The following is a 15,509-nucleotide window of genomic DNA, read 5'->3' as shown; positions in this document are numbered from 1 at the left end:
GCACCGGAGCAGGGGGGGTGTGATCGGGTCAGGCGGAGAGCCGGGCGCGGGCGCGGGCGGAGCGGCGCTTGAGGGCGCGGCGCTCGTCCTCGCTCAGTCCGCCCCAGACGCCGGCGTCCTGTCCGGACTCCAGCGCCCACTTCAGGCAGGCCTCGACGGCGGGGCAGGACCGGCAGACCTGCTTGGCCTCCTCGATCTGCAGGAGGGCGGGGCCGGTGTTGCCGATCGGGAAGAAGAGCTCGGGGTCCACGTCACGGCAGGCAGCTCGGTGGCGCCAGTCCATGCGTCACTCCTTAGTAGATGGAGCCTCTAGGTCGGCTCCGTGCGGCTACTACTTTGTGAAGAGTTTCACTAACTCGCGCGAACGATCACCCGGGATCCTGTTGAGGACCGGGGGCCGCCCGCTTGACGCCCGGAGGACCTCTGGGTTGCGAAAGGTCCTACGTTCCGACGTCAGTGTTGAGCCTTTCAGTCACTTTCAGTGCACGCAAGAGGGTTGACGCGAAGTTTTGGCTGTTATGGATGTCGGATGCGTCACACAATGACCGAATGTAACCAACTAGACCAGAACCTGTAATGCGTTCGGCGTGGACCGGAACGTCACGGTTTCGCGTTCGCCCAGGTAGTCGCCGTCCAGCTCGAAGGCCACCGGGCGGCCCGCGGTGAGCGTGAACTCGGGCTCGTCGTGCAGCTGGACGAGGTGCCGGCCCGACGGAAGGACGTCACTCTCCGTGAGGATATGCCGGATCACCGGCGCGAGCGCGATCGGGCTCATGCGCCGCAGCCCGAGCAGATCGAGCCCGGTCTCGAAGGAGGCCCACGGGGTGGGCGTCACGGGTCGCGTGCCGACGTACGTCCACGGCGAGGTGTTGGAGATGATCGCCATGAACACTCCCTCGGTGGCAGGGATGCCGGGGCCGGTCAGCGTCATCGCGGGATGCCGCTTGTCCGTGGCCAGATAGTGCCGCAGAGCCGTGTTCACATACCGCGTGGGGGTAGCCTTCCTCCCGGCGCCTCTCAGGCCCTCCACGGCCCGCACAACCTCCGCGTCATATCCCATGCCCGAGCAGAAGGTGAAGTAGCGGCTCTGCCCCTCCCAGAGGGCCTGCCCGAGCCCCACGGTCCTGCGCCGCCCCTCCCTGAGCGCTTCCAGCACCGCGCCCGTCGACTCGACCGGATCGTTCGGCAGCCCCAGGGCACGGGCGAAGACGTTCGCGCTGCCCCCGGGGATGACGATCAGGCCGGGGCGGCCGGTGCTGGGGTCGTCCGCCGCCGGCTCGCCGTCCACCGGGTTCAGCAGGCCGTTGACGGTCTCGTTGATCGTGCCGTCGCCTCCGAGCACCGCCACCAGGTCGTAGCCCTTGGCCCGTGCCGTGGACGCCAGCGAAGCCGCGTGGCCGCGGTAGCGGGTCTCCTCGACAGCGAGGTCGACGGCCGCGCCGAGCGCGCGGATCAGCACGTCACGCGTGCGAGCGTTGGTGGTGGTGGCCTTGGGGTTGACCAGCAGCATGGCGCGCATATCGCCAGCGTAGCCGGTTAAGCTCGTCCGCTTTGTGGGCCTAACGTCCTATTTCTCGGACCGTACGGCCCTGGCGGTAGGGTACGGACGTGAACGGTCGCCCGCTTACCCTTCTCATCGCCGCCGCCGTCGTCGCCCTGGAAGGGCTCGTCGCACTGGGGCTCGGCGTGCTCGTCGCGGTGCAGACGCTGACGGGAGCGCCGGCCAACGTGACGACGGCCCTGGCGGAGTCGGGGTTCGCGCTGCTGGTGGCCGCCGGGCTGCTCTGGGTGGCCCTGGGCGGTCTGTTCAGGATGGAGCGGTGGGGGAGGTCACCGGCCGTGCTGACGCAGATCTTCATGCTGGTCATCGCCGTCACGCTCATCCAGTCGGACCAGCCGCAGCTCGGCATCCCGCTGATCGTGGTCGCCGTGACAGGGCTCGTGACCCTGCTGGCGCCCCCCACCACCCACGCTCTCTACGGAGACGGTTAGTCGTCGGCGGTCAGGCCCTCGCGCAGCTGGGCCAGCGTGCGGGCGAGCAGGCGCGAGACGTGCATCTGCGAGATGCCCAGCTCGGTCGCGATCTGCGACTGTGTCATGTTGCCGAAGAAGCGCAGCAGCAGGATACGTTTTTCCCGCGGCGGCAGCCGCTCCAGCAGTGGTTTGAGCGACTCGCGATATTCGACGCCCTCCAGCGACTCGTCGACGATGCCGAGGGAGTCGGACACCGCGGGAGCGTCGTCGTCGCCGGAGTCGGGGGCGTCGAGCGACACGGTCGAGTAGGCGTTGGCCGACTCGAGGCCCTCGAGCACCTCCTCCTCGGTCATCTTCAGGTAGGAGGCCAGCTCGGACACCGTCGGCGCCCGGCCCTCGCGCTGCGACAGATCGCTGATGGCCTTGGTGAGCGAGAGCTTCAGCTCCTGCAGGCGGCGCGGCACGCGCACCGCCCAGCCCTTGTCGCGGAAGTGCCGCTTGATCTCGCCGACGATCGTGGGCGTCGCGTAGGTGGAGAACTCGACGCCTCGGTTGAGGTCGAACCGGTCGATCGACTTGATCAGGCCGATGGTGGCGACCTGGGTGAGGTCGTCGAGCCACTCGCCCCTGTTGCGGAAGCGGCGCGCCAGGTATTCCACCAGAGGAAGGTGGAGCTCGACCAGCTCATCCCTGATGCGCTGGCGGCGCGGCTCCTCAGGACCCAGCTCGGCCAGCTCGGCGAAGAGCCTGCGGGCACGGACCCTGTCGGGCACGGCGTGTTCGCTGGTGGCCATGGCTCCAGTCCTTTCCGTCACGCCGGCCCCGCCGTTCTCTGGGCCGCGCCTCGGCGCTTACGCAGGACGATCGCCATGCGATCGGGGAAGCCCTGGGAAGGTGCCACGGCGTCCACGTCATCGGCCAGGGCCGTCAGCACCATCCAGGCGAAGTCGTCACGCTTGGGAGCGGAGCTGCCGACGGTCGCCACCTCGACCCTGACCTGCATCTCCTGGCCGGTCAGCTCGAACTCGGCGGTCAGGTCGGTGCCGGGCACCGCCTCGCTCAGCAGCATGGCGCACGCCTCGTCGACCGCGATCCGCAGATCCTCGATCTCGTCCAGCGTGAAGTCGAGCCGCGCCGCGAGCCCGGCGGTGGCCGTGCGCAGCACGGACAAGTAGGCACTGGCGGCGGGGAGCCTGATGCTCACCACGTCGCGAATGCCGGCCACGCCCTCCGCGCGGGTCTCGGTTTCCTCGGTCACGTTCCTCCTCGCGTACGTGGGAACCGCCACGTGGCGGGCCGCTGACCGCGACCCACCGTATCCGACGCCAACTGCAACTTACCGTCCCTGAGCGGTGCTTGGACGCTTCAGACTCGCCATCAATGGAAAAGGCTCTGCGCGGCCGCTGACCGCGCAGAGCCTTAGGTGCCGTTTTAGGCGGCCTTGGTCTCCCAGAAGATCTTCGAGATCTCGTCGATCTTGCCCAGCAGATCCTCGGCCTTGCCGACGTCGACCGTGCCCTTGGCGCCGGCGGCGCCCGCGAGCTTTGTCGCGTCCCAGAACAGCTGGTGAAGCTGCGGGTACTGCTCGAGGTGCGGCGGCTTGAAGTAGTCGGTCCAGAGCACCCAGAGGTGGTGCTTGACCAGCTCGGCGCGCTCCTCCTTGATGGTCACCGCGCGGGCCCGGAAGACCGGGTCCTCGTTGGCCGCGTACTTCTCCATGATCGCCTTGACCGACTCGGCCTCGATGCGGGCCTGAGCGGGGTCGTAGACCCCGCAGGGCAGGTCGCAGTGTGCGGATGCGACATGCTTGGGTCGTAGCAGTCGTGCGAGCATCGGAAAGTCCTTCCTTGATGCTGAATCAGCTTGGTCCACAACCGACCTTACTCGGGTCCCAGTGCCCGTGGAGTAGGGGGTCGCAGCCCATGAGAGTGCGTGTCGAAGGCGATTCGATGCGTCCGGCGCTGGCGCCGGGAGACTGGCTTCTCGTCCGGCGCGGCGCGACCGTGCGCCCGGGGGACCTCGTGGTGGCCAGGCTCCCCGGCGACCCCGAACGCCTCATCGTGAAACGGGCGCGGTGGCACGGGGCGGACGGGTGGTGGCTGGAGAGCGACAACCAGCGGGCCGGCGGCCGGCGCGACAGCTGGGACTTCGGCCCCGTCCACGACATCGTCGGCCGGGTGGTGCTGCGCTACTGGCCACTGGTGCGCCGGGCACGCTCGCCGGTGCGGTGAGTCAGAAGGCGTTCTTGCGGCGGGCGCGGAAGGCGGCCACGTTCGCGCGGCTGGCGCAGCGGGCCGAGCAGTAGCGGCGCGAGCGGTTGGACGAGGTGTCGAGGAACGCCTTGCCGCAGCGCGGATCGAGGCACCGGCCGAGCCGGTCGACGCCCAGCTCGGCCACGACCGCGGCCAGGCCCATCACGGCGCAGGCGGCGTAGTCGTCGGCCAGGTGGAGATGCCAGGGCCGGCCGTCGTGGTCGGAGAGCTGAGGGCGCACGGGATAGCGCACGAGCAGGGTGTTGAGCAGCGCGACCACCCGCCGGTCGTCGCCGGCCGCGTCGAACACGGCGGCCAGCTCGTCGCGCAGGCGAGCGAGGTCGGGCGGCGGGGCGGGATCGTCGGCCAGCCGGACAGCCCACTCGGCGTAAGAGGTCAGGTCCATTCTGGTTCATTACACCATGGCCGCCGGTGCGGCGGGGCGGCTCGGGGAGACGCCCCGCCGGCCGCGGCTATCCCTCGGGGTGCAGCACCCGGTGCAGGAACGCCTTGGTGCGCTCGTGCCGCGGGTCGCCGATGACCTGGGACGGAGGGCCGTCCTCGACGACCACGCCGCCGTCCATGAACACCACCCGGTCGGCCACCTCGCGGGCGAAGCCCATCTCGTGGGTGACCACGAGCATGGTCATCCCCTCCTCGGCCAGCTTGCGCATGACGGTCAACACGTCGCCGACCAGCTCGGGGTCGAGCGCCGAGGTCGGCTCGTCGAACAACATCAGGCTGGGGTCCATGGCCAGCGCCCTCGCGATGGCCACCCGCTGCTGCTGCCCGCCCGAGAGCTGGCCGGGCAGCGAGTCGCACTTCTCGCCGACGCCGACCTTGTCGAGGTTCTCTTTGGCGGCGACCTCGGCCTCGCGCTTGCCGCGCTTCAGCACCCGCTGCTGGGCGATCATCACGTTCTGCAGCGCGGTCATGTGGGGGAAGAGGTTGAACTGCTGGAAGACCATGCCGATGCGGCGGCGTACGGCGTCGATGTCGACGTCGGGGTCGGTGACCTCGGTGCCCTCCACGAACACCTTGCCCTTGGTGGGCTGCTCCAGCAGGTTGACGCAGCGCAGCAGGGTGGACTTGCCCGATCCCGAGGGGCCGATCACGCAGACCACCTGCCCGGGCTCGACCGTCATGTCGATGCCCTTGAGCACTTCGTTCTTGCCGAAGTATTTGTGCAGGTCCTTGAGCTCGATGGCGTGCGTCATCGGTTCCTCCCCTTACGTCCCTCCAGCCGGGACGCGAGGTATCCCAGCGGGATCGTGACGATCAGGTACGTCACGCCCGCCACCATGATGGGCGTGGCGTTGGCGTACTGGGAGGCCAGGTCGTTGCCGAACTTGGCCAGCTCGACATATTCGCCGGAGACGCCCAGGAACAACACCAGCGACGAGTCCTTGAGCAGGGAGACGAACTGGTTGGTCGTCGGCGGGATGACCATGCGCACGGCCTGGGGGATCACCACCGTGACCTGTGCCCTGGTCGCCGACATGCCGAGCGACCTGGCGGCCTCGGTCTGGCCCTTGGGCACGGCCTGCAGTCCGGCGCGGAACACCTCCGCCTGGTAGGCGGCGCCGACCAGGCCGAGCCCGAGGATGCCCTGGCCGTAGGTGCCGAACGGCACCTCGAACCCGGGCAGCGCCAGCGGCAGGAAGGTGATCATCAGGAAGATCAGCAGCGCGGGCAGGCCGCGGAAGATCTCGATGTAGAGGATCGCGATCCACCGGTAGGGCTTGACCTGGGAGAGCCGCATGAGCGCGAGCACCAGGCCCAGCACGAACGCGAAGACGAACCCTCCGACGGCGTAGATGATCGTGTTGCGCAGCGCGATGGTGAAGAGGTCTGGCAGCGCCTGCTCGGCCACCTGAACCTTGGCGAAGTTCTCGGCGAGGCTGCCCCAGTCGGCGTACAGCGCCACGGCGACGAGCGCCACGACCAGGATGGCGTACTGGACGCCGCGGCTGATCTGCTGTTTTCTCCGGGGGCTGAACCTGGCGCGTACAGGCTCAGCCGTCGTCGGCTGGTCGGCCATGGATCAGCTCAGCTCGCCCGGCTTCTTGTCGAACCACTTCACGAAGATCTTCTCGTATGTGCCGTCCTGCTTGGCCTTGGCGATCTCTTCATTGATCGTCTTGAGGAGCACCGGGTCGGCGTCCTTCTTCAGGCCGATGCCGTACTGCTCGCCGGTGTCGAGGCTGGCGATCATCTCGAACTTGGCCGCGATCTCGGGCTTCTTCAGCCAGGTGAGCACGACGGGCAGGTCCTGGACGATCACGTCGGCCTGGCCGGCCTGCAGGGCGAGCAGTTCCTTGGACGAGTCGGCGTACTCGGTCGGGTTGTGGCCGTGCTTCTTGACGTAGTCGAGGCCGGTGGTGCTGGCCTGCGCGCCCAGCTTGAGCCCCTTGGCCTTGACGTCCTCCAGCGACGTGGCGCCCGTGCCCTTCTTGGCCAGCAGCGCCTGCGTGGCGTCGAAGTAAGGGTCGGAGAAGGTGATGTTCTGCTGGCGCTCCGGGGTGATGGTCATGCCGGCGGCGGCCACGTCGCACTTCTTGGCGGCCATGGCGGCGCCGCTCTTGATCACCGCGAAGTCGATGTCGACGATGTTCTGCTCCACGCCGAGCTTCTTCGCGGCGAGGTCGACGATGTCCACGTCGAACCCGACGATCTTGCCGGTGTCGTCCTTGAACTGGAAGGGTTCGTACGGGATGTTGGTGCAGACGGTGAGCTTGCCCGGCTGGACGAGCTGGGCGCCACCGGCTGCGGAGGCGCTGGCGCTCGTGGTGCCGGAGCTCGAGCCGGATTCGCTGCCGCACGCTGTCAGCACGAGAGCGGCGGTCAGGGCGAGCGCGCCGGCGGCGTAGCCACGGCGGCCTTTGAGGCTGAGGGCCATGAACGGCCTCCTAGGAGTGAAAAGCCACGAAACTTGCGTTTTGTGCAGTTTAAATGGGGTTTTGTGCAGGTACGTCATCTGTGATTTAACAATGCGTCAACGGAACGACGTCGGCGCCGACACCATCTCACCATGTGGCAAGATGGGCACACGGGTGACCCCCGTACCCCCTCCGAGACGACCGACGAGGGGATCCTGGCAGCTACCGAGGCCAGCCCGCTCGCGCTCGTCCGCCGAAGGTCTCTTCCGCTACCGATCACACAGGGGTCGTTGTGGCTGCCAAGCCCGCTTCTTCTTCTCTTGACACGCTCGACGCCGATCCTGCTTTCGCGCTGCATCGCGGGGGCAAGCTCGAGGTCCGTTCCACCGTTCCCGTCCGTGACGCCGACGACCTGTCGCTGGCCTACACGCCCGGCGTCGCCCGGGTCTGCACCGCGATCGCCGAGAATCCCGCGCTGGTCGGTGACTACACCTGGGTCCCCAACGTGGTCGCCGTCGTCTCCGACGGCACCGCCGTGCTCGGCCTGGGCGACATCGGCCCCTCGGCCGCCATGCCGGTCATGGAGGGCAAGGCCCTGCTGTTCAAGGAGTTCGCCGGCGTCGACGCCGTGCCGATCTGCCTCGACTGCACCGACGTCGACGCGCTGGTCGAGACCGTGGTGCGGCTCGCGCCCTCGTTCGGAGGCATCAACCTCGAGGACATCAGCGCCCCGCGCTGCTTCGAGGTCGAAGACCGGCTGCGCGACCTGCTCGACATCCCCGTCTTCCACGACGACCAGCACGGCACCGCCATCGTGGTGCTCGCCGCGCTCCAGAACGCCGCCCGCCTGACCGGCCGCGCGCTCGGCGACCTGCGCGCCGTGGTGGCCGGCGCGGGCGCCTCCGGCGTCGCGGTCACCAAGATCCTCCTGGAGGCGGGTGTCGGTGACATCGCCGTCGCCGACTCCAAGGGCATGATCTACGAGGGCCGGGAGGGCCTCAACCCGGTCAAGGAGGCGCTCGCCCGCCAGACCAACCGGGCCGGGCACGCCGGGTCGACGGAGGACGCCCTCGCGGGCGCCGACGTGTTCATCGGGCTGTCGGGGTCGACGGTGCCGGAGCAGGCCATCGCGTCCATGGCTCCCGAGGCCGTCGTGTTCGCCCTGTCCAACCCGACGCCCGAGGTCGAGCCCGACGTGGCCGCCAAACACGTCGCCGTCGTCGCCACCGGGCGCTCCGACCACCCCAACCAGATCAACAACGTGCTGGCCTTCCCCGGCGTCTTCCGCGGCGCCCTCGACGTGCGGGCCACGACCATCACGGAGAACATGAAGGTGGCCGCGGCCACCGCCCTCGCGACCGTCGTCAGTGACGACCTGTCGGCGACGTACGTCATCCCGAGCCCGTTCGACGACCGGGTCGCGCCCGCCGTGACGGCCGCCGTGGCCGCCCAGGCCCGCGCCGACGGCGTCGCCCGCGCCTGACCTGCGGTAACTCCTGAGAGCGGGGGCCCGACGGCCCTCGCTCTCTTCTTGCCGTGGTTATCTCCCGCGACTGCGGGTAGTGGCGGATCTTCTCCATGAGGGGGGATCGCCGACGGCCGGGTGCGGGACGGAGTCTGGTTGAGGTCAGCGAACTCCCATAAAATCTTTACGCTAGGTGCTATAACTGTAGCTCTCTGTAAAGATTGTGGGCGCCGGCTCCTGCAACGAGGAGAGCGATGGAACGCGAGCCTAACCGTCTGCTGCAGCAACTCATCGCGGAGGCGGGGTTCTCCCATAAGGGACTGGCCAGACGTCTCAACGATCTGGGAGCCGCGCGCGGGACACCAGGCCTCAAGTACGACCACAGTTCCGTGCTGCGCTGGATCAGCGGCCAGAAGCCGCGCGATCCCGTGCCGAGTCTGCTCACCGAGATCTTCGCGCTACGGCTGGGCAGGCGGGTCACCTCTGACGACCTGGGCATGCCGGCCATCTCCCCCCTCGATCTCGGACAGGAGTTCACGCACACCTGGCAGGAGGGGGTCGCGACCGTGACGGCGCTATGGCGTGCCGATGTAGAGCGACGAAGGTTCCTGATCGACTCGACATTCGCGATCGGAGCCGGCTCCGTAGGAGCCATACGCTGGCTGACGTCCCCCACCGAGGGGCGCCCGAGCGGCATGGGCGCGCGGCGGGTGGGCCGCGCGGACATCGTCGCCATCCGCGAGGTCACCCGATCGTTCGGTGAGCTCGACAACCGCTTCGGCAGCGGCCGCGTCCGCTCGTCCGTGGTGAGATACCTCGACAACGCCGTCTCGCCGCTGCTCAAGGACGGCTCCTACGACGACGCCACCGGCAAGCAGCTGGCCTCCGCGGCCGCCGAGCTGACCCGGCTGGCCGGGTGGATGGCCTACGACATGGAGCAGCACGGCCTCGCCCAGCGCTACCTCATCCAGGCCCTGCGCCTGGCCAGGGGAGCCGACGACCAGACCCTGGGCGGCGAGATCCTGGCCGGCATGGCCCACCAGGCCATCTACATGGGCCAGCCGGCGCACGCACTCGACCTGGCCAGGGCCGCCCAGATGGCGGCTCGCAACGCCGGCGTCAAAACCCTGCTGGCCTCCTCCCAGGTCCTGGAGGCCCACGCCCACGCCGGCATGGGCGACACCCGCTCCTGCTCCGCCTCGCTCAACGAGGCGGAGCGCGCCTTCGACGCCCGCAGGCCCGCCGACGAGCCCCCGTGGCTGAGCTACTTCGACGAGGCCTACCTGTCGGCCAAGTTCGCCCACTGCTTTCGCGACCTGGGAGAGGGCGAGCAGGTCGTCCGCCACGCGCACCGCTCGCTCGACATGGACTCCCGCTACGTGCGAGGGCGGATGTTCAACCTGTCGCTGCTGGCCGCCGGGCTGCTGCAGTCGGGCGAGCTGGAGGAGGCCTGCAAGGTCGCGTCCAGCGCGCTGGCGTTGTCGGGCGAGCTGCAGTCGGCCAGGTCCCGTTCCTACGCCGGCGACCTCCAGCGGCGCCTGAAGCCCCACCGCAACGAGCGGCCCGTGCGGGCGCTGCGCGAGCGCGAGCTGTCCACCGCCGTCTAGACCCGCAGTTCTCACAGTGCCGTCCGGACACGGAACGGCCCGGACCGCCCTCACGGGCGATCCGGGCCGTCGCGCTGGACCTCTTACTTGAGAAGCTCGCCGTTCGGGCCGACGATCTTCTTGGTGGTCGCGTAGTTGGCCTTGTTGTACACGTCGGCCGTCTCGCTGTCGAAGAGGGCCGAGCTGATGTGGTCGATCCGGCCGTTCTTGTCGGTGTCGTGGAACATGCTCGTCACGCCGTTGACGTAGCCCACGCGCTTGGCGTTGCTGTACTTCATGAGCCACGGGCCGCCATCGGCGCCGGGGGTCATCGAGCACTTGAGCGTCTGGTGCGTGTCGACCCTGAACATGTTGACCTGGGTCGTCTTGGTGCCGGTCTTGCCGTAGCAGTGCTTCGGCGTCACACCCGTGAAGGGCTTGTCGCCGTCGGGGTGCGGGGCGGAGGGGTAGCCGAAGGCCATGACCTTCTGGTTCAGCGGCTGGTTCCAGGAGAAGCCCTGACCGCCGACGGTGTCGCCGAGCCGGCCCATGTCCCTGGCGATGCCGATGATGAACTGCGCCTCGTAGTACTTACGGGACGTGCCGGGCTTGACCCACTTCTGCACGTAGTAGTGGGTGATCTTGTAGTTGCCGAGGGCGTCGGGGCCCTTGCCCTTGTCGCCGGGGCCGTTGTAGGCGGCCCACTTGGGCTTGGTGACGTGCTCGACGACGGGCTCACCGAACTTGAAGCCCTGGCCCTTGCCGACCCTGGCGGCCTTGTACTTGGCCGCGCTGACCTCGACCTTCTCGAGGACGGCGCCGGGGTAGTCGGGGCCGACCAGGTCGGCGGGCGTGGTCTTGCCCTCGGACCAGCACTCGCCGAGGTTCAGCACGCACTTGAGGTACTCCTCGCGGCTGATCTCGCGCGGCTTGACCCACTTGTCGCCGGCCCAGGCCTTGAACTCCTTGAAGGAGACGGCCTTGTCCGGGCCCAGGGAGAAGCCGTTGTGCACGGCGACGAAGGCGTAGTCGCCGTCGTAGTCGTCGTAGGTGTCCAGGTCGTACGCCGTGTAGGCGTACGCGCCGACGTAGACGCCCCAGGGAGCCTTGCCCTGGTAGTAGCCCGGGACGAAGATCCACTTGTCGTAGACGTCGTCCTTGCCGTTCTCGAACACGCAGTGCCCGGCGGTGGCGACCAGGTTGCGGTTCCTGGACTGGATGGACGTGGCCGTGCACCAGCGGTAGCGGCCGGCCTTGTCGAGGAAGAAGACCTTCCCGACGGTCTTGGGCAGGTTGACGTTCGAGACCTTGGCGGAACTCTTGGTCGTGCCGGTGGGGGCGGTGCTCCCGGGCTTGCCGTTGTCCGTGGTGCCGCTGCCGCCCGACGTCACCATCTTCGGCACGGACTTGGTGTCCAGGGTGTACTGGGTGGCCTTCTTCAGCGCGGCTCCGTTGGAGTCGAGCCAGAAGAAGGCGGCGCCGTAGGCGTCGGCGGGCTTGGGCTGGAGGTCGTCGGACGCCCAGTGCGGCTGGGCGCTGGCGGGCGCGGCAAGGGTCACGGCGCTCAGGCCGGCGGCGGCTAGGGGGATGAGCAGGCGCTTCACGGGAGGCTCCACAGTTGTCAAAACGGGCGTAAGAACCCTATCGACCCTTGAGTCACTCTTGTAAGGGGAATCACGGTTTTCACGCTAATAAAGGGCAAAGGGCCCGGCTGGATGCCGAGCCCTCTGGTCGTGCTGGTGAACGAAGACAAGTCCTCGCTCAGGTACCGCAGCTCACTACGGGATGAGCTTGCCGGACCACGCGGCCGCAGCGGCCTTGTAGACCGTGTTGGCCTCACCGTCGAAGTACGCCGAGGTGATGGTGTCGTAGCGCTTGTTGTCGTCGCTGTCGACGATCAGGCTGGTGACACCGTTCACGTAGCCGAGACGCTTCGCGTTGCTGTACTTGGCCAGCCACGGGCCACCGGCGTAGCCACCGGTGACGGCGCACTTCAGCGCCACCTGCTCCTCGACCCGGTACTGGGCGATCTTGTAGCTGTTCTTGCTGGTCTTGCCGTAGCACCACTTCGGCGTAACGCCCGTGTAGGCCTTGTTGCCGTCGGGGTGCGCGCCCTGCGGGTAACCGAAGGTCCGGACCGTCTGGCCGGGCGCCTGGTTCCACGCGAAGCCCTGGCCGCCGACGTTGTCGCCGAGCTTGCCGACGCTCTTCACCTCGTGAACGATGATGAAGAAGTCAGTGCGGAAGTACTTCTTCTCCGCACCGGGCTTGTACCACGCCTGCACGTAGTAGTGCGTGATCGTGGAGTTGCCACGGCGGTCCAGCTTGACGGTGCCGGGGAACTTGCCCGGGTCCTTCTTCTGGTTCTGCAGGTAGGCGAAGGCCTCGTTGTAGGTCACGTTCTCGACGATGGGCTCGCCGAACTTGCGGTTGTTGCCCTTGCCGACCGGGGCGGCCTTGTACCGAGCCTCGCTGACCTCGACCTTGGCAACTTCCGCGCCAGGGTAGTCGGGGCCGGTGAGCTCGGCGTCGGTGCCCTTCTGACGCCAGTAGTAGTCAGAGGTCTTCGGGTCGAGCTTGCCCTTGCGGAACTCTTCCCTGCTGACCTCGACGTCCTTGGCCTCCTTCTCGCCCTTGTAGGCGTCGAACTCGGCCTTGGTGACCTGCTTCGGCTTGTTCAGCGTGCCGCCGATGCCGTCGTAGACGGTGACGAACGCGTAGTCGCGGTCGAAGTCCTCGTACACGTCGAAGTCGTAGTGGGTGAAGGCCTGCTTACCCACGTAGACGCCCCAAGGAGCCTTGCCCTGGTAGTAACCGGGGACGAAGACCCAGCGAGACACGGTCTCCTGGTTGGCCTTGATGTCGTACACGCAGTGACCGGCCGTGGCGACCAGGTTGCGGTACTTCGACTGGATCGAGGTGCCCGAGCACCAGTACAGCTTGCCGTCGCGACCCTCGAAGAACACCTTACCGATGGACTTCGGGAAGTTGACGTTCTGGGTCTTGGAGGAGGACTTCTTCTCCTCGCCGATCGGCGCGGTCGAACCGGGCTTGGTGTCCGCGGAATAACCGCCGCTGCTCTGGATCTTCTTGACCTCGAGGGAGTCGGGGCTGAACGCCACGGCACCCTTGAGGGCAGCGTTGTTGGACTTGGTCCAGAACTCGAGCGTCTCGGCCGCCTTCTGAGCGTTCGCCGCCAGAGCGTCGCTGGCGACGGTCTGGTCGGCGGCCTGAGCGGTGCCGGCCAGGCCGGCAGCCAGAAGACCGGTGGCCAGAACCACGCCACCAGCCGGGATGAGGATGCGCTTCACAATGACTCCTTGCGCTGTCGTGGAACGCCTCTTGCGTCCCATGCGTCAGTAAAGGGATAGCCAGGAACATACAGTGTCGATCTTGGTGACCGGTAGCCGCTTTGCCAGGAAAAGCTGCGACAAGTCGGGCGTGATCGTTTCGTGATGTTTAACTGGCTGAGTCGCAGGAGCTGAGCGAAGCTCATGTTGTTGTCGTTTGCCCTGATCAACATGAGTGCGTTGTCAGGGTGACCAGCGAGGCGTGAGGGCCGCACGGATCAAGGCCGCCGGGCCTGTGTGACACAGATCACAACGCATGTATGGCACCATCTCGCGGTCCCATGCGTCCAAACGCCTTCACTTCTGTGCCGGAAAAGCAGAAGGGCTCGGCAGATGCCGAGCCCTTCGCTTGTAACGCCTGACGAACGGTTTATGGCCGGTCGCTATGGGTTACTTAGACGACCTTGCCGGACCACGAGGCCGCAGCGGCCTTGTAGACGGTGTTGGTCTCGCCGTCGAAGTACGGCGACGAGATGTAGTCAACGCGGCCGTTGCCGTCCTGGTCGTTGAAGGTGCTGATGACACCGTTCACGTAGCCGAGACGCTTGGCGTTGCTGTACTTGTACAGCCACGGGCCACCGTCGGCGCCCTCGGTCATGGCGCACTTGAGGGCGACGTGCTCCTCGATCTTCTTGGCAGCGGAGCCGACCAGCTTCTTCGTGGTCTTGCCGTAGCACCACTTCGGAGTAATGCCGGTGTAGGCCTTGTTGCCGTCAGGGTGAGGAGCGGCCGGGTAGCCGAACACGCGGACGGCCTTGCCGGTGGGCTGGTTCCACGCGAAGCCCTGACCGCCGACGTTGTCACCGAGACGACCCGCGTCCTTGGCGAAGTCCTCGATGATGTAGAAGACGGTCTTGAAGAACTTGGCGTCCGTACCGGGCTTGTACCACGCCTGCACGTAGTAGTGCGTGATCGTGGAGTTGCCACGGCGGTCCAGCTTGACGGTGCCCGGGAACTTGCTCGGGTTCTCCTTCTGGTTCTTCAGGTAGGCGGCGGCCTCGTTGTAGGTCACGTTCTCGACGATGGGCTCGCCGAACTTGCGACCGTTGCCCTTGCCGACCCGGGCGGCCTTGTAGCGCTCCTGGGAAACCTCGACCTTGGACACCTCGGCGCCAGGGTAGTCAGGGCCGGTGAGCTCGGCCTTGCTGCCCTTCTGTCGCCAGTAGTAGTCAGAGGTATTCGGGTCGAGCTTGCCCTTGCGGAACTCCTCCCGGCTGACCTCGACGTCCTTGGCATCCTTGATGCCCTCGTACTTGTCCCACTCTGCCTTGGACACGTTCTTGGACTTGCTCGCGTCCAGCTTGACACCGTTGTACACGGTGACGAACGCGTAGTCGCGGTCGTAGTCCTCGTACACGTCGAAGTCGTAGTGGGTGAAGGCGGTCTTGCCGACGTAGATGCCCCACGGGGACTTGCCCTGGTAGTAACCCGGGACGAAGACCCACTTGTCCATGGTGGCGGAGTTGGTCGCGGTGTCGTACACGCAGTGACCGGCCGTGGCGACCAGGTTGCGGTACTTCGACTGGATCGAAGTGGCGGAGCACCACTTCTTCTCGCCCTTGCTGTTGACGAAGAACACCTTACCGATGGTCTTCGGGAAGTTGACGTTCTGCGTCTTCGACGAGGACTTCTTCTCCTGGCCGATCGGAGCGGTCGAACCCGGCTTGGTGTCCGAGCTGTAGCCGCCCTTGCTCTGCAGCTTGGCGACGTCGGACTTGGTCCAGACGTCGGACTGCTTGGCGGCCTTAAGGGCAGCGCCGTTGTTCTCCGCCCAGAAGTTCGCGATGGCCTTCGCGTTGGCCGCGCTGGTCGCCATGTTGTCCTTGGCGACGTCGCTGTCGGCCTGGGCCGTACCGGCGAGGCCGGCGGCGAGAAGACCGGTGGCGAGAACGGCACCGCCGGCGGGGATGAGAATGCGCTTCAAGGGAACTGCTCCTTGCTCTGTCGTGGGTCGCAACGTGCGTCCCATGCGTCAGTAAAGGGATAGCAAGGAACATAGCGTG

General features: G+C 67.1%; 16 protein-coding genes. 4 read left to right on the top strand and 12 right to left on the bottom strand.

Annotated features, from left to right (window positions below):
* Positions 1-28: 28 nt before the first annotated feature.
* A complete protein-coding gene (locus tag ACTWPV_RS43750) occupies positions 29-283 on the bottom strand; it encodes a WhiB family transcriptional regulator (RefSeq protein ID WP_347624499.1) in 255 nt (84 codons plus the stop codon).
* A 276-nt stretch (positions 284-559) separates the two neighbouring features.
* A complete protein-coding gene (locus ACTWPV_RS43745; RefSeq protein ID WP_347650487.1) occupies positions 560-1,519 on the bottom strand; it encodes a diacylglycerol/lipid kinase family protein in 960 nt (319 codons plus the stop codon).
* Between the two features lie 89 nt (positions 1,520-1,608).
* Here ACTWPV_RS43745 and ACTWPV_RS43740 point away from each other — a divergent pair, with 89 nt between their 5' ends.
* Positions 1,609-1,992, top strand: a complete 384-nt coding sequence (locus ACTWPV_RS43740) for a hypothetical protein (protein WP_347650488.1) — start codon at positions 1,609-1,611, stop codon at positions 1,990-1,992.
* Here the strand turns inward: ACTWPV_RS43740 and ACTWPV_RS43735 are convergent.
* From ACTWPV_RS43735 to sodN, 3 genes are all read right to left on the bottom strand, one after another.
* A complete protein-coding gene (locus ACTWPV_RS43735; protein WP_171055307.1) occupies positions 1,989-2,768 on the bottom strand; it encodes an RNA polymerase sigma factor SigF in 780 nt (259 codons plus the stop codon). The two genes, ACTWPV_RS43740 and ACTWPV_RS43735, sit on opposite strands and share 4 nt — an antisense overlap.
* A gap of 17 nt (positions 2,769-2,785) precedes the next feature.
* On the bottom strand, positions 2,786-3,232 hold the full coding sequence (locus ACTWPV_RS43730; protein WP_132510121.1) for an anti-sigma factor: 447 nt from the start codon (positions 3,230-3,232) through the stop codon (positions 2,786-2,788).
* A gap of 173 nt (positions 3,233-3,405) precedes the next feature.
* The gene (gene sodN / locus ACTWPV_RS43725; RefSeq protein ID WP_132331356.1) at positions 3,406-3,807 is read right to left on the bottom strand and encodes a superoxide dismutase, Ni; all 402 of its coding nucleotides are present in this window, start codon (positions 3,805-3,807) and stop codon (positions 3,406-3,408) included.
* Positions 3,808-3,824: 17 nt separating this feature from the next.
* Between sodN and ACTWPV_RS43720 the strand changes: the two genes are divergently transcribed.
* On the top strand, positions 3,825-4,205 hold the full coding sequence (locus tag ACTWPV_RS43720; protein WP_347650489.1) for a S24 family peptidase: 381 nt from the start codon (positions 3,825-3,827) through the stop codon (positions 4,203-4,205).
* A 1-nt stretch (position 4,206) separates the two neighbouring features.
* Here ACTWPV_RS43720 and ACTWPV_RS43715 read toward each other — a convergent pair whose 3' ends face one another.
* The 4 genes from ACTWPV_RS43715 to ACTWPV_RS43700 all read right to left on the bottom strand — a co-directional run bounded on the left by ACTWPV_RS43715 (position 4,207) and on the right by ACTWPV_RS43700 (position 7,125).
* Positions 4,207-4,632, bottom strand: coding sequence for a CGNR zinc finger domain-containing protein (locus ACTWPV_RS43715; RefSeq protein WP_443156306.1), 426 nt, complete (start codon positions 4,630-4,632; stop codon positions 4,207-4,209).
* Between the two features lie 67 nt (positions 4,633-4,699).
* Complete coding sequence (locus ACTWPV_RS43710) at positions 4,700-5,443, bottom strand: amino acid ABC transporter ATP-binding protein (RefSeq protein WP_443156305.1); 744 nt, start codon at positions 5,441-5,443, stop codon at positions 4,700-4,702.
* On the bottom strand, positions 5,440-6,267 hold the full coding sequence (locus ACTWPV_RS43705; protein WP_443156304.1) for an amino acid ABC transporter permease: 828 nt from the start codon (positions 6,265-6,267) through the stop codon (positions 5,440-5,442). The genes ACTWPV_RS43710 and ACTWPV_RS43705 overlap by 4 nt, the downstream gene beginning before the upstream one ends.
* 3 nt (positions 6,268-6,270) lie before the next feature.
* Positions 6,271-7,125, bottom strand: a complete 855-nt coding sequence (locus ACTWPV_RS43700) for an ABC transporter substrate-binding protein (protein WP_443156303.1) — start codon at positions 7,123-7,125, stop codon at positions 6,271-6,273.
* A gap of 272 nt (positions 7,126-7,397) precedes the next feature.
* On the opposite strand from ACTWPV_RS43700, the gene ACTWPV_RS43695 reads away from it, so the two are divergent.
* On the top strand, positions 7,398-8,588 hold the full coding sequence (locus tag ACTWPV_RS43695) for an NAD(P)-dependent malic enzyme (RefSeq protein ID WP_443156302.1): 1,191 nt from the start codon (positions 7,398-7,400) through the stop codon (positions 8,586-8,588).
* A 236-nt stretch (positions 8,589-8,824) separates the two neighbouring features.
* Positions 8,825-10,177: a hypothetical protein gene (locus tag ACTWPV_RS43690; protein ID WP_443156301.1), complete on the top strand. Its 1,353-nt coding sequence runs from the start codon at positions 8,825-8,827 to the stop codon at positions 10,175-10,177.
* Between the two features lie 83 nt (positions 10,178-10,260).
* Here ACTWPV_RS43690 and ACTWPV_RS43685 read toward each other — a convergent pair whose 3' ends face one another.
* The 3 genes from ACTWPV_RS43685 to ACTWPV_RS43675 all read right to left on the bottom strand — a co-directional run bounded on the left by ACTWPV_RS43685 (position 10,261) and on the right by ACTWPV_RS43675 (position 15,430).
* The gene (locus tag ACTWPV_RS43685) at positions 10,261-11,760 is read right to left on the bottom strand and encodes a hypothetical protein (RefSeq protein ID WP_443156300.1); all 1,500 of its coding nucleotides are present in this window, start codon (positions 11,758-11,760) and stop codon (positions 10,261-10,263) included.
* Between the two features lie 174 nt (positions 11,761-11,934).
* Complete coding sequence (locus ACTWPV_RS43680; protein ID WP_443156299.1) at positions 11,935-13,467, bottom strand: trypsin-like serine peptidase; 1,533 nt, start codon at positions 13,465-13,467, stop codon at positions 11,935-11,937.
* Positions 13,468-13,900: 433 nt separating this feature from the next.
* A complete protein-coding gene (locus ACTWPV_RS43675) occupies positions 13,901-15,430 on the bottom strand; it encodes a trypsin-like serine peptidase (RefSeq protein ID WP_443156298.1) in 1,530 nt (509 codons plus the stop codon).
* Positions 15,431-15,509 lie beyond the last annotated feature (79 nt).

Origin of the sequence: Nonomuraea sp. KM88 (assembly GCF_052245635.1) — a bacterium.
Taxonomy (GTDB): domain Bacteria; phylum Actinomycetota; class Actinomycetes; order Streptosporangiales; family Streptosporangiaceae; genus Nonomuraea.
The sequence above is the reverse complement of the archived record's forward strand: the minus strand, read 5'-3'. Positions and strand labels throughout refer to the sequence as shown.

Excerpts from the sequence above, each read along its gene's own strand:
- ACTWPV_RS43750 (WP_347624499.1), bottom strand. The coding sequence starts at position 283 with ATGGACTGGCGCCACCGAGCTGCCTGCCGTGACGTGGACCCCGAGCTC.
- ACTWPV_RS43745 (WP_347650487.1), bottom strand. The coding sequence starts at position 1,519 with ATGCGCGCCATGCTGCTGGTCAACCCCAAGGCCACCACCACCAACGCT.
- ACTWPV_RS43735 (WP_171055307.1), bottom strand. The coding sequence starts at position 2,768 with ATGGCCACCAGCGAACACGCCGTGCCCGACAGGGTCCGTGCCCGCAGG.
- sodN (WP_132331356.1), bottom strand. The coding sequence starts at position 3,807 with ATGCTCGCACGACTGCTACGACCCAAGCATGTCGCATCCGCACACTGC.
- ACTWPV_RS43720 (WP_347650489.1), top strand. The coding sequence starts at position 3,825 with ATGCTGAATCAGCTTGGTCCACAACCGACCTTACTCGGGTCCCAGTGC.
- ACTWPV_RS43715 (WP_443156306.1), bottom strand. The coding sequence starts at position 4,632 with ATGGACCTGACCTCTTACGCCGAGTGGGCTGTCCGGCTGGCCGACGAT.
- ACTWPV_RS43710 (WP_443156305.1), bottom strand. The coding sequence starts at position 5,443 with ATGACGCACGCCATCGAGCTCAAGGACCTGCACAAATACTTCGGCAAG.
- ACTWPV_RS43705 (WP_443156304.1), bottom strand. The coding sequence starts at position 6,267 with ATGGCCGACCAGCCGACGACGGCTGAGCCTGTACGCGCCAGGTTCAGC.
- ACTWPV_RS43700 (WP_443156303.1), bottom strand. The coding sequence starts at position 7,125 with ATGGCCCTCAGCCTCAAAGGCCGCCGTGGCTACGCCGCCGGCGCGCTC.
- ACTWPV_RS43690 (WP_443156301.1), top strand. The coding sequence starts at position 8,825 with ATGGAACGCGAGCCTAACCGTCTGCTGCAGCAACTCATCGCGGAGGCG.